Origin of the sequence: Paraburkholderia sp. SEWSISQ10-3 4 (assembly GCF_030464785.1) — a bacterium.
In the GTDB taxonomy this organism is placed as follows: Bacteria; Pseudomonadota; Gammaproteobacteria; order Burkholderiales; family Burkholderiaceae; genus Paraburkholderia; species Paraburkholderia aspalathi.
Map to the genome: position 1 here is coordinate 42202 of NZ_JALPRI010000001.1, position 18978 is coordinate 61179.

22 protein-coding genes are annotated in these 18978 nt (G+C 58.6%); 15 read left to right on the forward strand and 7 right to left on the reverse strand.

What is annotated here, in order from left to right:
- Positions 1 to 365: 365 nt before the first annotated feature.
- Positions 366 to 1535 (forward strand): porin, encoded by a 1170-nt coding sequence (locus M0D68_RS00205; protein ID WP_200619535.1) that lies wholly within the window; start codon positions 366 to 368, stop codon positions 1533 to 1535.
- 837 nt (positions 1536 to 2372) lie between these two features.
- Here M0D68_RS00205 and M0D68_RS00210 read toward each other — a convergent pair.
- Together M0D68_RS00210 and M0D68_RS00215 are read right to left on the reverse strand one after the other, a co-directional pair.
- Complete coding sequence (locus M0D68_RS00210; RefSeq protein WP_266223478.1) at positions 2373 to 2621, reverse strand: hypothetical protein; 249 nt, start codon at positions 2619 to 2621, stop codon at positions 2373 to 2375.
- Positions 2622 to 3100: 479 nt separating this feature from the next.
- Positions 3101 to 3604 carry a nuclear transport factor 2 family protein gene (locus tag M0D68_RS00215; RefSeq protein ID WP_211705886.1) on the reverse strand — a complete coding sequence of 168 codons (504 nt, stop codon included), beginning with the start codon at positions 3602 to 3604 and terminating at the stop codon, positions 3101 to 3103.
- A gap of 453 nt (positions 3605 to 4057) precedes the next feature.
- Between M0D68_RS00215 and M0D68_RS00220 the strand changes: the two genes are divergently transcribed.
- The 3 genes from M0D68_RS00220 (at position 4058) to M0D68_RS00230 (ending at position 5769) form a co-directional block, all read left to right on the forward strand.
- On the forward strand, positions 4058 to 4366 hold the full coding sequence (locus M0D68_RS00220; protein ID WP_244179426.1) for a plastocyanin/azurin family copper-binding protein: 309 nt from the start codon (positions 4058 to 4060) through the stop codon (positions 4364 to 4366).
- A gap of 156 nt (positions 4367 to 4522) precedes the next feature.
- On the forward strand, positions 4523 to 4825 hold the full coding sequence (locus tag M0D68_RS00225; RefSeq protein WP_256458244.1) for a hypothetical protein: 303 nt from the start codon (positions 4523 to 4525) through the stop codon (positions 4823 to 4825).
- 623 nt (positions 4826 to 5448) lie between these two features.
- A complete protein-coding gene (locus M0D68_RS00230) occupies positions 5449 to 5769 on the forward strand; it encodes a DUF4148 domain-containing protein (protein WP_256456817.1) in 321 nt (106 codons plus the stop codon).
- Positions 5770 to 6004: 235 nt separating this feature from the next.
- On the opposite strand, the gene M0D68_RS00235 is transcribed toward M0D68_RS00230, so the two are convergent.
- Positions 6005 to 6514, reverse strand: a complete 510-nt coding sequence (locus tag M0D68_RS00235; protein ID WP_256456818.1) for a DUF1269 domain-containing protein — start codon at positions 6512 to 6514, stop codon at positions 6005 to 6007.
- A 454-nt stretch (positions 6515 to 6968) separates the two neighbouring features.
- On the opposite strand from M0D68_RS00235, the gene M0D68_RS00240 reads away from it, so the two are divergent.
- On the forward strand, positions 6969 to 7310 hold the full coding sequence (locus M0D68_RS00240) for a DUF4148 domain-containing protein (RefSeq protein WP_266223479.1): 342 nt from the start codon (positions 6969 to 6971) through the stop codon (positions 7308 to 7310).
- 67 nt (positions 7311 to 7377) lie between these two features.
- Entirely contained in the window at positions 7378 to 7758 is a 381-nt protein-coding gene (locus tag M0D68_RS00245; RefSeq protein ID WP_200652071.1) for a DUF4148 domain-containing protein, read from the forward strand.
- Positions 7759 to 8652: 894 nt separating this feature from the next.
- Here the strand turns inward: M0D68_RS00245 and M0D68_RS00255 are convergent.
- Positions 8653 to 8862, reverse strand: coding sequence for a hypothetical protein (locus M0D68_RS00255; protein ID WP_093637336.1), 210 nt, complete (start codon positions 8860 to 8862; stop codon positions 8653 to 8655).
- A gap of 634 nt (positions 8863 to 9496) precedes the next feature.
- Here M0D68_RS00255 and M0D68_RS00265 point away from each other — a divergent pair.
- The gene (locus M0D68_RS00265) at positions 9497 to 9805 is read left to right on the forward strand and encodes a hypothetical protein (RefSeq protein WP_093637340.1); all 309 of its coding nucleotides are present in this window, start codon (positions 9497 to 9499) and stop codon (positions 9803 to 9805) included.
- Between the two features lie 54 nt (positions 9806 to 9859).
- Positions 9860 to 10702 (forward strand): transposase, encoded by an 843-nt coding sequence (locus tag M0D68_RS00270; RefSeq protein ID WP_266223480.1) that lies wholly within the window; start codon positions 9860 to 9862, stop codon positions 10700 to 10702.
- Positions 10703 to 10776: 74 nt separating this feature from the next.
- Here the strand turns inward: M0D68_RS00270 and M0D68_RS00275 are convergent, their stop codons facing one another.
- Both M0D68_RS00275 and M0D68_RS00280 read right to left on the reverse strand, forming a co-directional pair.
- Complete coding sequence (locus M0D68_RS00275) at positions 10777 to 11739, reverse strand: substrate-binding domain-containing protein (protein WP_266223481.1); 963 nt, start codon at positions 11737 to 11739, stop codon at positions 10777 to 10779.
- Positions 11740 to 11773: 34 nt separating this feature from the next.
- Positions 11774 to 13144: a leucine-rich repeat-containing protein kinase family protein gene (locus tag M0D68_RS00280; RefSeq protein ID WP_266223482.1), complete on the reverse strand. Its 1371-nt coding sequence runs from the start codon at positions 13142 to 13144 to the stop codon at positions 11774 to 11776.
- A gap of 212 nt (positions 13145 to 13356) precedes the next feature.
- Here M0D68_RS00280 and M0D68_RS00285 point away from each other — a divergent pair, with 212 nt between their 5' ends.
- The 6 genes from M0D68_RS00285 (at position 13357) to M0D68_RS00310 (ending at position 17165) form a co-directional block, all read left to right on the forward strand.
- Positions 13357 to 13995 carry a methylated-DNA--[protein]-cysteine S-methyltransferase gene (locus M0D68_RS00285; RefSeq protein WP_266223483.1) on the forward strand — a complete coding sequence of 213 codons (639 nt, stop codon included), beginning with the start codon at positions 13357 to 13359 and terminating at the stop codon, positions 13993 to 13995.
- 159 nt (positions 13996 to 14154) lie between these two features.
- On the forward strand, positions 14155 to 14481 hold the full coding sequence (locus tag M0D68_RS00290; RefSeq protein WP_266223484.1) for a helix-turn-helix transcriptional regulator: 327 nt from the start codon (positions 14155 to 14157) through the stop codon (positions 14479 to 14481).
- On the forward strand, positions 14478 to 15548 hold the full coding sequence (gene arsB, locus M0D68_RS00295) for an ACR3 family arsenite efflux transporter (RefSeq protein ID WP_266223485.1): 1071 nt from the start codon (positions 14478 to 14480) through the stop codon (positions 15546 to 15548). Before M0D68_RS00290 ends, arsB begins: the two co-directional genes overlap by 4 nt.
- Before the next feature lie 21 nt (positions 15549 to 15569).
- Positions 15570 to 15992: an arsenate reductase (glutaredoxin) gene (gene arsC, locus M0D68_RS00300; RefSeq protein ID WP_093637357.1), complete on the forward strand. Its 423-nt coding sequence runs from the start codon at positions 15570 to 15572 to the stop codon at positions 15990 to 15992.
- Entirely contained in the window at positions 15992 to 16765 is a 774-nt protein-coding gene (gene arsH / locus M0D68_RS00305) for an arsenical resistance protein ArsH (RefSeq protein ID WP_093637361.1), read from the forward strand. The genes arsC and arsH overlap by 1 nt, the downstream gene beginning before the upstream one ends.
- A gap of 94 nt (positions 16766 to 16859) precedes the next feature.
- Entirely contained in the window at positions 16860 to 17165 is a 306-nt protein-coding gene (locus tag M0D68_RS00310) for a hypothetical protein (protein WP_054040692.1), read from the forward strand.
- A 96-nt stretch (positions 17166 to 17261) separates the two neighbouring features.
- On the opposite strand, the gene M0D68_RS00315 is transcribed toward M0D68_RS00310, so the two are convergent.
- Complete coding sequence (locus M0D68_RS00315) at positions 17262 to 18125, reverse strand: GNAT family N-acetyltransferase (protein ID WP_266223941.1); 864 nt, start codon at positions 18123 to 18125, stop codon at positions 17262 to 17264.
- 237 nt (positions 18126 to 18362) lie between these two features.
- On the opposite strand from M0D68_RS00315, the gene M0D68_RS00320 reads away from it, so the two are divergent.
- The gene (locus M0D68_RS00320; RefSeq protein ID WP_093637364.1) at positions 18363 to 18965 is read left to right on the forward strand and encodes a phosphatase PAP2 family protein; all 603 of its coding nucleotides are present in this window, start codon (positions 18363 to 18365) and stop codon (positions 18963 to 18965) included.
- Positions 18966 to 18978 lie beyond the last annotated feature (13 nt).

The following is an 18978-nucleotide window of genomic DNA, read 5'->3' on the forward strand; positions in this document are numbered from 1 at the left end:
TGCCCGAAATCACTTATCGCTTGAATCCAAAAAGATCAGTACGCCGCAAGGGCTCGCATTCTTCAGACGGTTGCTGAGCGCCCAGGCTGCAATGCCTGGGCGGAACGCTATCTTCTGGGCATCGGCTGTCTACGGATACGGTAAACGGCAAGCATGCTTTCTGCTTTCGCGGACGGAATTCGGCCAGATTCAGGGACATTTCGAAAAATTCCCCTATGACCACAACCCTGTTTTTCATTAATTGAAAGGATGGTTAATTGTCAGGTGTCGCATATCGGACACGATCTGTATTTCAACTTTTTACATTACTGTTTTGCGAGATTAGTCTCCCTGCATGAGGATTGACGTCCAACGCAGGAGATGAGATGAAACGCACCACCTTTTCGATAATTTCGCTGGCTGCGCTCGCGTCCGCCGGCGCCGCGCATGCCCAAAGCAGCGTGACCTTGTACGGCGCGATCGACACGTCGCTGACCTACGTGCACAACGCACAGGGCAACAAGAATCTCTGGGCTCTCGGTAACAGTAGTGCAGGCAATCTGTCAGGTACACGTTGGGGCCTCAAGGGAACGGAAGATCTTGGCGCCGGCCTGAAGGCCATCTTCCAGCTCGAAAACGGTTTCGATCCGAGCACCGGCAAACTGGGGCAAGGCAGCCGGCTATTCGGGCGGCAGGCCTACGTCGGTTTGACAAGCGATTCGCTGGGTTCCGTGACGCTCGGCCGCCAGTACGATCCGCTGATCGATCTCGTACAGGGCATCACCGAGGACAACTATTTCGGCAGCGCATTCGCGACCGCGGGCGACGTCGACAACTACGACAACAGCTTCCGCGTGAACAACGCGGTCAAGTACACGTCGCCGGTCTGGTCGGGTCTGCAGTTTGAAGCGATGTACTCGTTCGGCGGCATCGCGGGCAGCACCGGCTCGGAGCAATCGTATTCGGCGGCGGCCGCCTATAACAATGGCCCAATCGCCCTCGCCGCCGGTTACTTCTATGCAGCAAACAGTCCAGCGTCGGCGGGCCCACGCAGTCCGACAGCAGGTTGGAATAGCACGTCGGACGGAACGTTCGATGGCCCGATCAACAGTGGATACCAGACCGCGCACTCGCTCGGGATTGCCCGCGTCGCGGGCCAATATACGCTCGGGCAGTTCACGCTCGGGGCCGCCTACAGCAACTCGCAGTACCGCCGCGACAGCGCCTCGGTGTTCGCTTCGAACGAAAAATACAACACGGGTCAGGGATTCGTGAACTATCAAGCCACCAAGGCCCTTCTGGTCGGCCTGGGCTATAGCTATACAAAATCGAGCGGTGATACCTCCGCGACGTATCACCAGGTCTCGCTCGGCGCTGACTATTCCCTTTCGAAGCGCACCGATGTGTATGTGACGGCCGCCTATCAGCATGCGAGCGGCGAAACCGGCAATGGCACAGGCGGCACGATGGCGGCGCAAGCCTCAATCGGCTCGTACGGATACGCAGGCACCAGCACGCAGGAAATGGTCAACCTCGGCCTGCGTCATAAGTTCTAGAAAACCCAGCACTTGCTACCACCGCGGCGATCGGCGGCTACGACCCATGCGCGGTCGCCGATTGCGGCTCAAACCAATTTGTACTTCAATCCGCTCTCATGCGAAGACGACGGAGTAGTTCCGCGCCAGCTGGCGTTACCCGAAATCTGCCATCGTCGAAAGCCGTAGGCACAATTTCGACGAGCCTCGCTTCTTGAAGAGCGATTGCATCTGGATCCCCAGGTGCGACCTGGTTGGGCGCATCGAGCAGTAGAAACAGAATCGCGATCTCATGGTGACTCAGCAGCGATTTCATCATCGACCTCAGGCATACACGAGTACTGGACAGGGCGCGCATCGGCGCGACAAACAACTCGGGTTTCGAATGACTTACACGTTGCGGCGAATCCGACGTGGCTCACGTCAGAACGCTATTCATCGGCGTTACGGAGCCCGTCCAACTACGTTTATGAAGTTTGGTTTGGCATTAGCGGTCGCGATCGATACTGATGTGTTCAGGCACTTCACTTTGCGGAATCATGTCGCCGGAATTAAATGGCGGCGGACCGGACCGTTTGCTTGATCGCTGGCATGCTCTCCCAGCCTATACCGACGTCGCTCGGAATTTATTCCAGCTTCGAACTGAGGAAAATGGATGCGAATATCGCCGCTCTGGCGATGGTCCTACGGTTAGATCCAGTCGGCGTAACCACGGCAGGCACGGCCCCCACGTTGTAAAAGACCGGCTCTGCCCTGCTGCGACGGTGTATGGCGGCACGGTCAGAGATTTCCTGGTTGCTCAGGAAAGCGGTGGTTTCCGTTTTTATTTGATGCTCCTTTTACCCGTATGGCGCTCCTCTACGCTGCAAGCCGACGACCCGTCATTGCCGGCCGTGCAATCGCGGGCGGAAATACACACCAGCAGCCGTCATCGTGCCGAAAGAAGAAAATCGAATGCGAACCGCTTGGGGCCAACGCCTCGACGCGCACATAGCGTCTCCTCTCGCAACCAGTACGGCCGAATTGAATTACGCGAAGCCGCGTCGTCGGTGTCGGCGTAAGCCATTTTTCTACCAGGAACCGCAGGGACTTCTCGGCGATGTTCATGTTCGCCTCCTTCCATTTCTGCCGCAGCTCACGACGATCAGCTGTCGGTAGCGGAACCCTGCGACCTGTCGATCGTGCTGCGTATACTGAGCTAACCACGCCAGCGTCCGCTTTATTCCCGAGCCTCGAACGTGGCGGCATGCCGCGATTTCGAGCGCGCCTGTGCAACTTGCCCGAGTCTTTGCGAGTTTTTCTTGATCAGAGCCGAACCGGTCCAGATGCGGCTTCCTATTGGACGGACGGTCGAATGGCGGGAATAAAGGTGCGTCGTTTCAAGCGCAACAGTGAGATCAAGGGGAACCGAAGTGCAATCAATTGAGCCAATGCGACCAGTTGGCTGATTGGTGTGGCTTTCGGCCACCGAGAGGGTTGTATCTTTAGTTCGATTGACAACGGTATTCGGCAGCCTCGACTAAACCGCGGCGCGCTATCTGGCGCGAGGAGAGGCCCGCGGCAGACAGCGTGTTTCGCCGGATCGACTAGAACATCGTGTTGTCGTTGGCCGATTGCTCGGGCACGGGTTGAATCACATCCCAGTGCTCGGCGATCTTGCCGTGCTCGACGCGAAAGATGTCCACGATGGCGTTACCGCGGTCTTGCGGGTTGCTGGTCGAGTGAACATGCAGAAAGACGAGATCGCCGTCGGTCGCACTGCGCACGATGGCCGAACGGGCATCGGGGGCATGCTTGAAGTATTCGGTAAAGAAGCTGATGAACGGCGCGGACCCGGTGGGCACATGCGGATTGTGCTGAATGTAATTCGGTGCGAGCACGGCGCTAGCAGTCGTGAGATCGTGCCTGTTGAACACCGCATCGTAGAAGTTCACGACTAGCGCGCGGTTGCGCTCCTCCTGGGCAATATCGCGAGCGGCCGGATGAGCCGGCGCGACGCTATCTTCGGCGCGGGCCACATGGCTTGCGATCAGCACAAAGAAAGCAGCGGTGGCTGCCACGCGCTGGAGCAAGGAAGTTCTGTTTGGCATGACGGTCCCCCTCTTTTCGTTGAAAGCCGGCGGCTGCAAGGACTTTAGCATCCGCAGGTGGCGGCTTGTAGCCAATCGACATCCGGCTACGGTCTCCCGACACCGGGAAGCCCGCAGACATTCGCGACTTCGCAAGCCTGGCGAGCTCAGGCAGTGGGAATAAATCTCCAATCGGGCAGGTACTCCCTGCTGAAGGCGCCGGTTTCTTCCTAGGCGATCCGGCCGCTCAGCTTGCTGATTCGCTTGCGAGGATCTCATGTCGTCACAGCACCCATCCAATCCGTCACGTCGCAGGGTCTCGAGGTGCATGACCTATGGCGGACTTGGAACGCTGTTCACGCTTTCCGGCGACGAAAGCTCGGAAGGTCACGATTCAGCAACTGCAGACGCCTCGAGGAGATCATCGTGAAAAATCATTCGTTACCGAAATCCGTATTTGCGGTCGTGTTCTGCCTGGTAGCGTCTGGAGCTACAGTCACGGCGTCCGCACAAAGCGCGAGCGACTCTCTCGTGACGATAAAGAATTTGATGTTCTCGCCCTCGTCCGCCACGATCAAGGCCGGAACGACCATCACGTGGATGAATCTCGATGCGGAGCCGCACACGATAGTCCACGACGTAGGCGCCTTTGACATGGGCCTCTTTCATTCGTACGACCTCGATCAAGACGACACGTTTTCGTACAAGTTCGACAAGCCCGGGATCTACAAGGTCTATTGTGGGGACCACCCTGACATGAAGGAAACGATCACGGTTCAGTGACTCGAACTATTGCGGTCTGAGCCGAGTAGGACTTATGGCTGCGGGATGCACGTCCCTGCCCCAGGCCGGCAAAACAGGCCGGTCTCACGTTTTCGACACCTTAAGGAGTTTGATATGAAAATCGTTTTCGACAGAGCAAGCGCACTGCAAGCACTGATGGCATTGAGAGGACTCCTGCTAGCGGTATCGTGTATCGCCGCGGGCAGCGTCGCGGCGCAAGGTCTCAGCCCATATGACGATATCAACTCGCCTGAAAACAGCACCCGGTTGATGCCGCAGGCTGCACCCGGGAGCGAGTATCCCACCCACGGTGATCGGCAGGCCGGAGAGCTGAATCTGAATCCGACGGATCCGCGCGCGCAACTCGCCAATGGTTTGCCGAACAATGCACAGTCTGGTGGATATGGATCGCCACTAGCCGGCGTGAGGACCTATGTCGTGCCGCCGCCGAAGAATTGATGGCCGAGACGAGTCGGCCTGGTGCAGGATGGCGAGTGCCGCCACCGGTCTTGCCAGCCACCGGCACATTGCTGACGGCCTCGAATCCTTCATCGATCAGCCCGTACAACGTCACGCTGCTTTGCGCATGGACGAAACCTGCCAGCGGGCACAACGTTGCTAATGCCAGAAGTGCTTCTTCATTGAGTGATCCCCAGATTGCCTGCAATTAACCCGCAATAAATTGGCACATCCGCACCATGGATGTCCGTGTTCCAACCATGCGCGACCCGCTCGACGTCAACCGACCTCCCGGTCGTTCGCGCGTGGCTCCATCCGGCTTGACGACGAGGCCGGATGACAGCGTCTTCCAGGTCGGCCGCACGTTTATTCCCATCTAGCTCGAAATTATTTGGCGTGTTGTAGGGTGCCCGCGTTCTTTTTCACAAACCCGGGAATATCCGTCGTCCAACTGCGGTTAACTCAATGAACATCTCGCAATATTCACCAGATACTAAGGAATCTGAAATGAATAGATTCATCTTGTTAGGTCGAGCCAACCCTGAGTCGCTGTCATTCATCTGATTCTCGGCTCGCCCTCTCTATCCTGCGAACCAGCACCTTGAAACACCAGGAGTATCGTCATGAAATCAATCTCACAACATCGGTCATTCGACCAGTCGCTGCGCAACCTGGCGGTCGCCGGCGCGATTCTGATGTCGACTTCAGCTGGCGCGTTTGCGCAAACCATGCCTGACCCGCCGACACATCGAGTCACGCGCGCAGAGGTCATGCATGAACTCTACGAACTGGAGGCGGCGGGTTACAACCCGTCCCAGGGCGACGACGGTTCATATCCCGCAGATCTTCAGGCTGCGCAAGAGAAGGTTGCCGCCAAACATCGAGCGGAACAAAACGCACTGATGAGCGCCGGCCAGAATGGGCAGGTGAAGCCGGTGCCTTGAGGTACAGACGGTCGCCAGTATTCCGCGTACATCGTTGCTCGCGTACGCGACGTGATGCACGGTAGTCAGGTGTTGCCGCGGGCGATGGTTGTGCAACGCAAAATGCAGCGTTCGGGGCGAGGGCATCACCTCGCCGCGCCGCCCCTCACGACAACGAGCTTTCTGTCGTTCATATTGATCCGCACATCATGGCGGACTGCGTCATCGCGATGGAACCAGATGGCATTACGCAGCGTCACGGAAACGCCGGAATCGTCGGGTCCGTTCCCTTGATGTCGGCCTCGGCATGACGCAGTTTGATCACCTCCTCGATTTCTTCGACGCGATCTTTCGCGACGTCGACCATCATCAGCAGTTCGCCTTTTTCTATAGCCTGTTCAAAGCGCTTGAGCCGCGTATTCGGCACATCGACGCCAATCATCGTCGCCGTCCATGCACCAAAGCCGGCGCCACAGAGCGTGATCGCCACGACCGCGCCGCCTGCAATCGTCAGGCCGGCCGGCGGGAACGCCAGTGCGACCAATGAGGCCAGCGTCCCCGTGAGGCCGCCCATCGCCACCCCTCTCGCGAGGGCGGGCAACAGATCGCTGCGTTGCGCCAGGGTTGCTTCTGGCAAATCCTCGAGCGGCACATTGTGATTGGCGATCACGTGGATATGTCGCCACTCGACCCGCAATAACAGAAGTTCGTTGATGGTCATCTGTGCACTATGCACATTCGGCAATAGCAAATAGATACGTCTCATGTCCTTCTCCCGAGCGGTCGTTCACCGGTCCCGAAGCATCGGGAGGGTGTCTTGTCTATACCGCAACTCGAGTGAGGTTATTCCCGAAGGACAGGTGTGTTGGCAACCGACCGGGAATAGCACGCTGCACCGCGGGTTGGTGCTGACGCTTGCACTCCTGATGATTGCGCATGTCGCAGCCGCGTTGAAACACAAGTTCATCGACCGCGACGGCGTTGCTGGACGCATGGGAATCTGATCTACAGGAACTTCGCGGGAGGCGCCTCCGCCCAGCATTCTTCGAGATTTCCGTCAACGTAGGCTTGCCAGGCGACGCGGTCGCCAATGCATCATGTTTTACCTGCACCCTTGGCAACTTTGGGAATAAGCGGCGCCCGCTCCCGGTATACCGTAGTGTGAGCGCGCTTCATGATGCAGAACCAGCAACTTCCCGTTATTTATATTGGAGTCCAAAGTGAATAAGCGAACGATGATTTTCTCTCTAATTCTCGCTGCTGCAGCGAGCATTGCGATCAATGCGCAGGCTCAAGAAAAGACCCGGGCGCAGGTGCGGCAGGAGTTGATCGAAGCCGAACGCAACGGGCTGAATTTTGTAAGTGACACGTCGTACCCGGACGTTGCGCCGATCTTTGAACAGCAGGCCGCGCAGCTCAAGCAGCAAAACAGCGACAGTGGGATGGGTGTCGCAACGACAGGCACGAGCGATGCCGGCCACATCAAACGGAATACACCTTCTTCAGATCCGTCAGCCTGCGTTGGGCCTGTCAGCTTCTGCACTATTTATTCCGGCTCTTAAGCCACACATCAACGTGCTTCACCAGTTCCCCGGCAAACCGGGGTCTTTGTTGGAAGGAGTCGCAATCATGAAAAAGCTCACCCTGTTGGCACTGACGCTCAGTGCGGTCGTCATCTCCACATCGACTTTTGCGCAGTCCGCGTCCGTCCCGCTCACCAGAGCGCAGGTACGCGCCGACCTCATCAAACTCGAACAGGCTGGATACAATCCGTCGACCAGCGATGACGCGACCTATCCTGCCGATATCCAGGCTGCGGAGGCGAAGGCAGCCGCCCAGGACGCTGAACAGCAAGCCGCCACGCCCCAGCAGCAAGAAAGCGACAGTGGCATGGGCGCCGAAATGAAAGGCATGACCGATTCTGGCCACAAAAAACAGGATATGCATCCCTCAAATCCGTCGACCTGCGTCGGACCTGCCAGTTTCTGCGATATTTTTTTCGGCTCTTGAGACACACGCCACCGTGCTACGCCAGAAGTGGTTTCATAAACGCCCCGTGTTAACTTCTCGTGTGCCGTGTTAGCTTTGCCTGGCATGGCACGGCGAGAAAAACTTGCAGAAGAGCAAGGAGGCACCGGGCTACATTGACGGACACTTTCGTCGCCGACACACTCAAATGACGGCCGTCCAGGCGTTTGGCCGGCGCAGGTATCATTCAATAGAATTTGGTCATCGGACGCGGTGTAGCTGGCGGAAAAACATTCCACGTACCGTCAATGTGCCGGAAGAACAAGAAGGAAACCCGTCGCTCCTGCCGCGACACCTCGACGCGCACGAAGCGCGTGCCGCCGATTGCCATTCGACTGAAGTCGCTCACTCGGGCAGGTGCGGCCGGCGTTGGCCTAAGCCATTTCTCCACCACAGAACGAAGGGATTGCTGCGCGAATCTCACACGCTCTGGTGCGGAATTCACTGTAATTGGACTCATTTGGCTTGCCTCCATACCGACACATAGTCCCCTTCCCCCCGCTACGCGAAATTGCCCGGAAACACTACGCCGAACTCGCGTACAGCAGGCCAAGATTCGAAGAGCGGACTTTCGCCAACAATCGACCCTGATCTTTTCGATTCACCCAATTTCGATGATGATTATTATGTTTTCCGATTGTACAATTTAGACTAGTACAATATTTACCATCCGTAAAGTATATCGAGATCAGGACTATCCCTATGTGGCGGCGCCTGGCGAACACGAGAATCATCAGAACTTTATCGTGAGCTGTGGGGGCCGCACGGCCACGGCCAGCCAGTCAAGCGGCAGAAAATGGGGACCTGAACAGGGGCGTTTAACCTCGACTGCGGCACGCAAGTAACGCCCTGACGTCGAATATTGATGTACCGAAGTCAGTGCGCGACGCCGAAAAATGCTTCCGCACCTTCGGCCGGCGTGAGTCCCACTCTGAAATAGCCCTCAAGCCGTTCAGCCATGACGTCGTTCATGATGAACGGCGGACAGAGGAAGCCGACCGAAACGGCATGGTCGTACCACGCCAGCATCCATGCGCGCAGACCTGCTTCGTCCAGCGAAAATTCATTCGACAGATCTTCAGCCATGCACTGCCTCCTTCGCCATTGTCTCGCCGTTCTGCGGCAATACGGCGGTGCTCATCGCAGGACGAGCGTCTCTGGGCGGAAACACGTGCCAGATTCCGTCGCTGTGCCGAAAGAAAAACAGCGCAAGCGAACCACCCGGCCGTTGCACTTCGACGCACACACGACGAGTCCGGCCAGATCGTGACCGATGTATCGACAGCACGCGGACCGACTGGCGGCATTCCGTGCCAAGCAGTTTTCCAACGATCCCACGCAACGATTTTTCAGCCACGATGTCTGCACTCCGTGATGCAAGTGAAGTCATCGTAAGGCGCTGGAAGCGGCGGTTCCGTCGGGAGCACCGGATAGTTCATTAAGGAATGGCTGATTCGAATGTCAGGATTCTCCTAATCAAACCGCTGCGCCGATTAATACAGCTTCATTTTTTCGCCGGCGAGGCGGTATCCGATCGCATCGCACTCAGTTCAGACTACCGTTGCGCCGAATCGACAGGGAAAACACAGGCAACGTATAGGGATTTCCTGACACGAAGTTCAGCATTGACCGGCCCTTCTTTCTTGATGTCCTGACAGCGCTGCGATAACTATCCACATAGGATGAAGACTCGTCAATCGTCCTGTTGCTGAGCGTGGCCATGGTTCCGTATCTGTCTGAACGCGAAAACGCGGTTGAGCATATCAACGCGAAGTGCATCCATCTGTTCGATCTGTGGTGCGAAAGCCGAAGCGTCGCGCCGCTAACGTACCTGTTAAAAGGCTGGCCACTGACGAACAGCGATCCCGAGGCCATCCGGCGCCTTGGCAACGCGCTGCGCGATCTCAGGCGACACCATCTGCACGACGCCAACGACGCGTCATTTCAAGAACTCTGCGAGTTATCGGATTGCGTCGAAGACCTGCTTGTTCTGTCGGCCATGACAACGTGGGCGATGAGCAGCGGGTAGCGTGAACGGGAGATATCGAACCCGCGTAACGCGACTGGTATGAGGGGAAATAGCGTGCAGTTTAACGAAATCAGTGACGAAGAGTGGCTTCTGCTGGCGCCCGTTCTGTCGGATGACGTCATCGTTCATGGGCAACGCGGCCGGCCTCGCGCGCAAGTTCGTCTGGTGGCGAATGCCGTGCTGTGGGTACTGGTGACTGGCGAACCCTGGTCCAGGTTGCCGAACACCTATCCGTCGGTGCCGACGTGCCGGTCACGCTTCGAAAAGTGGCGTGGGTCCGGCGCCCTTGCGGAAATGCACGGGCTTCTTTCGAGCCGCGGCCGCACGTTCCGCTGCGGTCCGGATGGCCGGTTGCAACCACAACATGTCCAGCCCCGCTCCGTCGACCGTCAATCCAAGGACGAGGGCCTTCGCAAGGTGTTCTGGACAAGTCAGGCGTCGTGGCAAACACCACATGGCGTACGCCAGGCACCCCATAGCGTGGATACGTTCACCCAAGTCGCCCAGCAACTCCAGGATTCTTCGCCTGTTGCGCCTGATCGCGTCGAATCCCGCAGCTCGATGAACGCCCCTCAATCCATCCACCGGCCTGCCTCGCCATGGATGGGCCTCGCCTCACAAGGCAAGCGCCAATCCGACCCGCGTGGCTACGTCATCTACGTTGCGGCCGATCGGGTGGCGAACGCCCGGTTTCGTGGATGGGCCGAGATCGTGCGGGACGCGCAGCGCATCGCCCGTTCCGGACTTATCGGTCCGAGCTTCACGAGCTTCGAGGCTGCGCAGCAGTACGCACTCGAATGGGCTCGACGGTGGATCGACGAGGAAAGCGACCTCGAAAGAGATGATGTCAACGCCGAGAAGTGCGATTCGTGGCAACAGAAAGTCCGATCCGGGTGAACAACGCATCGGCGGCGTAGCCGTGAGATTCGCAGCACAGGCACTATGGGGCGGTAGGCAATAGATTTTCTACCTCAGTGACTTGCAGCAGTCACCAGTTGAAGCGGCGTTTCAATGGCGCGCGACAAATCGCTCTGTTTTCTGTGCTCAGTGACCGCCTTCAACGCCACGTCGACACCGAACACAGCTTGCCGATCGGCGAACTGGTTCATCGTCGCAAGCACGCGGCCGTCGAGGAGCAGCGGTTTGATCGCCTCGCTATCGTTATAGCCGGTGACGTAGACGCCGCCGGTTCTCCCTGCATCACGAATGGCATCCACCGCCCCCATCGCCATATTGTCGTTGCCGCACATCAACGCACGGATCTGCGGATAGTCTCCTAGCATCTTCGACGCAACGTCCCGCCCTTTCCCATAGTCCCAGTCGCCGGCTTGTATCGCGACGATCTTCATGCCGGCCGCGTTCATTGCGTCCTTGCTGCCGGCCGTGCGTTGCTGCGCATTGCGGTCGGCGGAAATGCCTTCGATGATCCCGACCCGATCGCCCGCCTTGAGCCGCTCCGCAAGATAATCGCCAACCTGCTTCGCGCCGTTTCGATTGTTCGGACCGACGAAGGGCACGGAGATGTGGGCGGCATCCTGCGACGCGTCATCGAGCGGGTTATCGATGGTAACCATGATGATGCCGGCCTTGATCCCCCGCGCCACGATCGCTGTCAGCGCCTTCGAGTCAGTCGGCGCGATGACGATCGCGTTCATCTTCGCTTTGATCAATTCGTCGACCATCCGGATCTGCGCGGCAGTGTCGTGCTCTGTTGCCGTGCCGCGAATGGTCAAGCCGAACTGCGACGCGAAGTGCTTCTGATAATTCTGCGCAGCGTTCGCCATAGCTACTGTGAACGGATCGGTCATCGACTTCAACACGAGGGCGATCTTCAGCTTGCCACCCTGCATGGCATCGACACGAACCGCACCTGTCAGGCCTGCCGCAGCAAGCGTGCCGGCAACCAGCACGCGGCGGCGCATCCTCTGCGTCATTGATTTTCTCTCCTTGGACCACACGGACGACGGATCAAACCGCAGCGAACGCTGCAGTGTCCCGATCTCCGGTGCCCGTTAGCTGCCGCAAAACGGCAGTGATTTCGTCGAATAACGGCCGGCTGTCGATCTCCTCGCTCAAGCAATTCTCTTTCAACGCTACCAGCTTCGCTGCAATGTCCGCTTGAGCAGCCACCAAGTCGCATCGGTCGATCAATTCCTCCAGCAGACAACCATACGCCCTGACTTCCAGGCGCTGCAGCGCGAAGCGGAAGTGGCGATCATCAGTCGCGTAGAAAGACGCCGCGCCAAAATCGCCCAGCAGCGCGCGACCTTGGCCACCGTGCAGAATATTGTGCGCGTACAGATCGCCATGCATCACACCTTGCCGATGCAGATGACACGCTGCCGACGCCATGCCGTATGCAAGGCGTAACACCGATGCCAACTCGAAGCGCGTGTCGGCATCGTAGACATCACGCGTGCATGACTCGAGGCTCGGCGGTCCGGCGAGGTTCGTGAATTGCGGGTCGATCAGTTCCATCACCAGGCCATGCGTGCCCGCCGGATGGCCCTTCACCTTGCCCACCACCGGGATCAGATTCGGATGATCGCCGGCACGAATGCAGGCCGCCATCTCGCAGTCCGGCAATCCATCGCTCGTCACCGCGCCCTTGAACAACTTGACGGCCACAGGCCTACTCGCATGTTCGTGACGAGCAAGAAGCGCCGCGCGATAAATGACACCGGAGGCGCCCTCGCCTAACTGCTGTTCAAGTTTCAACTCATCCCATCGAATATCGGCACTCGGCGTATCGGTGAGTGCCGCTGTCTCCAGCGCTTCGCTAAACGGATTGCCGGCGAAAGCCAGCCAGGAAAGCCGCGGCAAGCGCAACAACCATGCAGGCAGTTCGCTGAGTTGATTCGCCGCGAGACGCAGCAGTTCGAGACGCGAGCAGGCCGCCAATTCTTCGGGCAGCGTGCGCAACCGGTTACCTGCAAGCATCAACTTCTGAAGTTGCGTGCAGGTGCCGATTTCCGCAGGCAGTGTGTCGATCTCGTTGTCGGTGAGGATCAGCCAGCGCAGCAGCGGCGGCAGCGATTGGCCCGAGACCTTGCGAATGCGGTTTGCCTTGAAGCCGACCATGCTCAGTTGCGAGCACTGCCCGAGGACTTCCGGCAATTCGGTGAAGGGGTTGTCAGACGCAAAAATGATGCGCAGCTTGCTTAACCGTGGCAAATCATCGGGCAGCCTCGTAAGTGCATTGCCCGATAGATCGAGAATTTCCAGCGTATCGGCCAGATCGAAAATCTCGCGTGGAAATTCGCTCAGCCCGCACGCCAGTTTAAGTCGGCGAGTACCCGCCAGTTGTCCAGCCCGCAGTTGTTCGAGGGTGCTTGTCACAGTCGTAGAGAAGAGTTCCGGTTGCCGGTGAGCGATGTGCCGAGGGTATCAATTCTACTGAGTCGTGGGCCGCGCGCGGAATTGGATAGCAAGATCCGGCGTGACCTCGGCGAGGACGAGGGTTAAGCTGTCAGGTATCGGAGCCATGGCAGAGCAAGTTCGCAGCCTCGCATGAAGCCATTTCAGTCTCCAGCCAGTCAGGAACCAGCAAAGTGACATACGCATACAAGTTAATGAATTCGCCCGTCGGCGAACTGAAGCTCGTGGCAAACGGCAACCGGCTCGCCGCCATTCTGTGGGAAAACGACAAGCCGAACCGGGTGCGTCTGCCGGAAATGGTCGAGGCGGATGACCGCGCGATCCTGATCGAAACCGAGCGGCAATTGAATGAATATTTCGTTGGGACGAGAGACCGGTTCGACCTCGAACTCGACTTCCAGGGAACGGACTTTCAGAAGAAAGTTTGGGCGGCGCTCCTGACGATCCCGTTCGGCGAGACGCGCAGCTACTCGGACATCGCGACGCAAATCGGAAACATCAACGCGGTGCGCGCCGTGGGCGCGGCTAACGGCAAAAATCCGATCTCGATCGTGGCACCGTGTCATCGCGTGATTGGTGCGTCCGGCGATCTGACCGGCTTTGCCGGCGGACTCGTGAACAAGATGTTTCTTCTGTCGCTGGAAGCCGGGCAGACCTCGCTGGAAGCGGCTGCGGATTCGGATGACACTGCGGCTACTGCAACGGCAGCGACTTCAAGCGCGACTTCGGGAACGGGCGTCAAGGAAGCGGCTGTGAAACCAGCACGCCCGGCGCCAAGCCGTGGGACCCAGCACTCGTTGTTCGGTAACTGAGCGGGTTGGATGCAACGGTCGTGACATTACGAGGCGGCGTTCAACGCCGCCTAACGCACCACATCACCAATGCAACAGGTTCTGCTCGCACATACGCTCATCGGCGATATCATTTCAACAATACTTGAAATATGAAAACGATGGGCGTATCGTTCGGCCATGGACTCGAACCTTGTTGTACGCGCCCTTGGCGCGCTCGCTCATGAATCGCGGCTGGCGATTTTCCGTTTGCTGGTCGTCGCTGGGCCGGATGGCATGGCCGCCGGTGAAATCGCGCAGCAGCTCGGACTGTCCCCATCGAGCCTCTCCTTCCACCTCAAAGACCTGTCGCATGCCGGGTTGGTGGCACCCCGGCAGGACGGGCGCTTCATCATCTATTCAGCGAGTTTCGACGCGATGACGGGCCTGATCGGTTTCCTGACCGAAAACTGCTGCGCCGGCGCACCCTGCGCCGCGAGCGACCTCCCCAGCTGCTGCGAAAAATGAGCACCGGCAGCACAGTGGCGCGTGGCGCACGGCCGGCGATCGGATTCTTCGAGCGCTATCTGACCGTCTGGGTGACGCTGTGCATCGTAGTCGGCATCCTGGTCGGGCAACTGCTTCCGCAACTCTTCCAGGCGATCGGCCGCATGGAAGTTGCACAGGTCAATCTCCCGGTTGGCGTGCTGATCTGGGCGATGATCATTCCGATGCTGGTCAAGATCGATTTTGCCGCGATGACGCAGGTGAAGAGCCAGTGGCGTGGTATCGGCGTGACCCTGTTTGTGAACTGGTTCGTCAAACCGTTTTCGATGGCATTGCTCGGCTGGATTTTCATTCGGCACGTGTTCGCACCATGGCTTCCTGCGAATCAGCTCGACAGCTATATCGCCGGTCTCATTCTGCTTGCCGCCGCGCCCTGCACGGCGATGGTGTTCGTCTGGTCGCAACTCTGCAAGGGCGACCCGTATTTCACGTTATCGCAAGTGGCGCTCAACGACACCATCATGATCGTGGCATTCGCGCCGCTCGTCGCCCTCCTGCTGGGTTTGTCGGCGATTTCGGTGCCATGGGACACGCTGATCGTTTCGGTCGGCTTGTACATCGTCGTACCCGTCATCCTCGCCCAATTTCTACGCCGCCATCTGCTCACCAAGGGCGACGCGCATTTCCAGCAGGCAGTCGCACATCTCGCGCCCTATTCGATCAGCGCGTTACTGGCAACCCTCGTATTGCTGTTCGCCTTCCAGGGGCGGGCGATAGTCGAGGAGCCACTCGTCATCGCGATGCTCGCGGTGCCGATTCTGATTCAGGTGTTCTTCAATTCCGGCCTCGCCTATCTGCTCAATCGCCGGCTTGGCGTCGCGCATTGTGTTGCAGGTCCGTCCAGTCTGATCGGCGCAAGCAATTTCTTCGAGCTTGCGGTAGCCACAGCGATCAGCCTGTTTGGATTTCATTCTGGCGCAGCGCTTGCAACAGTGGTCGGCGTGCTGATCGAAGTGCCGGTGATGCTGTTAGTAGTCGGCGTCGTCAATCGTTCGCAGCATTGGTACGAGGCAAAAACACAGCGTTAAAGGACAATGAGGACAACGTGTATGAGCGTTACGATCTATCACAACCCCGATTGCGGCACCTCGCGCAATACGCTCGCCATGATTCGCAATGCCGGCATCGAGCCGGAGGTCATCGCGTATCTGAAGAACCCACCTGATCGGGCCACACTGAAGGACCTGATCGAACGCGCCGGGCTCACCGTGCGCGCCACGCTGCGCGAGAAAGGCACGCCATATGCCGAACTCGGTCTCGCGGACGCATCCTTGAGCGATGAACAATTGCTCGATGCGATGCTGGCGCATCCGATCCTCATCAATCGCCCCATTGTGGTCACCCCGCTCGGCGTACGCCTATGCAGACCGTCCGAGGTGGTCCTCGATATCCTGCCCGCAGCGCAACAGGGGGCGTTTACCAAAGAGGACGGCGAGCATGTGATCGACAGCGCGGGACGGAGGGTTCGTTGATGTTCGGGAATCTGCCTAACATCAGCGCCCCACATTTCCACGCGCCGGATCCGCAAAAACTCGAACCGCACGCGATTTCGCAACACGCCCCGCGAATTCTGCTGCTGTACGGGTCGTTGCGTCCCACTTCATTCAGCAAACTGCTTACTTTCGAAGCCGAACGCATCCTGCGCCAATTCGGCGCCGAAACACGCATCTTCGATCCGCACGGCCTGCCGATCACGGACAGCGTAGCGGCCGATCATCCGAAGGTCGTCGAACTACGCAAACTGTCGGAATGGTCGGAGGGACAGGTGTGGTGCAGCCCGGAGCGTCACGGTACGCTCACGGCGGTGTTCAAGAATCAGATCGACTGGCTGCCGCTCGAAAGCGGTGGCGTGCGCCCCACACAAGGACGCACGCTCGCGGTGATGCAGGTATGCGGCGGATCGCAATCGTTCAACGCCGTCAACGCCTTGCGCGTGCTGGGCCGATGGATGCGCATGGTGACGATCCCCAATCAGTCGTCGGTGGCAAAGGCGTATCAGGAATTCGACGCCGACGGCCGGATGAAACCCTCCGCCTACTACGATCGCGTCGTTGACGTGATGGAGGAGTTGTACAAGTTCACGTTGCTGGTACGCGACCGTTCAGATTACCTGACCGATCGCTACAGCGAACGCAAGGAAGCGCATCCGGAACTGGCGAGCGCGTTGGCGGCCAACGCGATGGTTCATGAAACAGCGAGCGCCAATGCAAACAGCAACGACAGCGACGATAGCGAAACAGAATGACGACGACGGCACTCGGCAGTGCTAACCCTAGCGCTCGCAGCGCATAAAGCTCCTATCCTTAAGATGCCCTTTGGGCATCAACCAGGAGGATGACATGCGCATGCTACTCAACGTACGTATTCCGCACGAACCGTTCAACACGCTAGTGCGCGATGGCACTGTCGGCGAAGTGATAGGGCGAATACTTGAAGACATCAAACCAGAAGCTGCCTACTTCACCGAGCAGAACGGAACACGTGGCGCGGTACTCATCGTGAACCTCGATGAACCATCGGGAATTCCCGCACTCGCAGAACCATTTTTTCTGAAGCTCAACGCCGACTGCGAGTTTCGCGTCGTCATGTTGCCGCAGGACCTCATGAAAGCCGGACTGGAGAATCTCGGCTCAAAATGGAAGTAGCGCATACGTTCGTATCAAACGATGAACTTGCCGTCTGCGGTTCATAAGACGCACCCCAGACGGCATCGCGCGCAAAGGCGCAGACGTGTGCTCCGCTCACCCGAGTTCGAATGAGGTCACGCCAAATACGCGTTCGATTTGAATAGCAGGCGAGTCCTGCGTATACATCCGCGCGGTTTCAAAAACGCTTGTCATGCCATGCCGTTCCGCCAGCGCGACGGCAGCGGGATTAGTCTCCGGCACATCGAGCACGATGACCTCGTCCGGCATGCGCGCCACCAACGCATCGAACAGATCGCTCGCGATCTCGTCGCTATCAGCAAAGAGCGGACCGACCTTGCAACCCGTTCTGCAACGACGCACTACGCCGCAGCCCGCAACCTGACCGTCACGAACTACGGCCAGCGCCGTGGCGTCACGCTGGCCGAGCCAAGTCGCGAGAAAACGCTCACGCGCGGCGGGAAAGCACTGGCGATCGTAGTCGAGTAATTGCTCGAACGGCAGCGCCGACGCATTCAAAATGTTCGAACCCGCCGCGTTTTGGGCGGATGCCTGAACGACACCCTGAAACCGAATGTTGCGATACGCAAGCCGAAATCCGGACTTCCTGTAATTCGCCTGCTGAGCGACAACGCCGTCCAATCCGACATTGCGCTTACCCAGATAGTCCATGCCGTGCCGCCAGACGCGCATGCCGAAGCCTTTGCCGCGAAACGCCGGCTTCACGATATATAGACCGATAAAGCCGAAGTGCTCGCCGTACGCGATCGCGGAAATGCAGGCAACCGGTTCGCCGCGCCACTCTCCGATAAAAAACCCGTTAGGGTCGCCGGCGCGAAAGCATTCGGCATCGTGCAGGCCGGGGTTCCATCCTTCCGCTGCGGCCCATTCGACCGTCAACGCCACATCGTCGGCCGACATGGTGCGCACGATAAAGTCACGGTGCTCGTCCGGGTTCATCACGATCGCCTCGCCCACTGCGCCTGAAGCATAGCGGCCGCCGCAGTAGCCGCCACCTGGTTTCGTTTGATGTTTGCCTATGCCGGCGGCATGTTTGCCGACATGCATCGACAGATTACACGGCCCGGCGACGGACGATTCTGTCAATCGCTTCCGCCCGCCCCTAAGCTTCTCCTAAGCCTGGCCCGCTAAGATTGGGGGCACGATTCATCACACGTCCCTCAAAAACCTCACCGCATGAATACACTCGAAGCGTTCAATCAGGCGCTCTTTCTGATGATCAACGCCACGCCATCGACACCCGCCTGGCAAATCGACATGGCGCGAATGATTGCCGATTACGTCATTTATCTCGTGCCGCTGTCGCTGATCGCGATATGGCTCTTCGGCGATGCGCGTCAGCGTGAAGTCGCCGTGCGCGCATTTTGCGTAGCCATGCTCGCCCTCGGGCTCAGTCAGATTATCGGTCTGGTTTGGCCGCACCCTCGGCCATTCGTGATCGGAATCGGCCATACGTTCCTGGAGCATGCGCCCGACTCGTCGTTCCCCAGCGACCACGGGACCCTCTTCGCCACCATCGCGCTGACCTTGTTGCTGGGCGGAGTAAGGCGGTACGGCATGGCGATCCTGCTGTCCGGACTTGCCGTGGCTTGGGCGCGCGTGTTTGTCGGCGTCCACTTCCCGCTTGACATGGTTGGCGCCGTCGCCGTGGCGTGCGTGGCGTTCCTGCTGATCGCGCCGCTGTGGCGGCTGGGCGGCGCCACGGTGACAGGCAGCCTTGTCAAGGTGTACCGCAAGCTGCTGGCGTGGCCAATCGAGCGCGGCTGGTTGTCCTCATAGGGCTTTGCGAAAC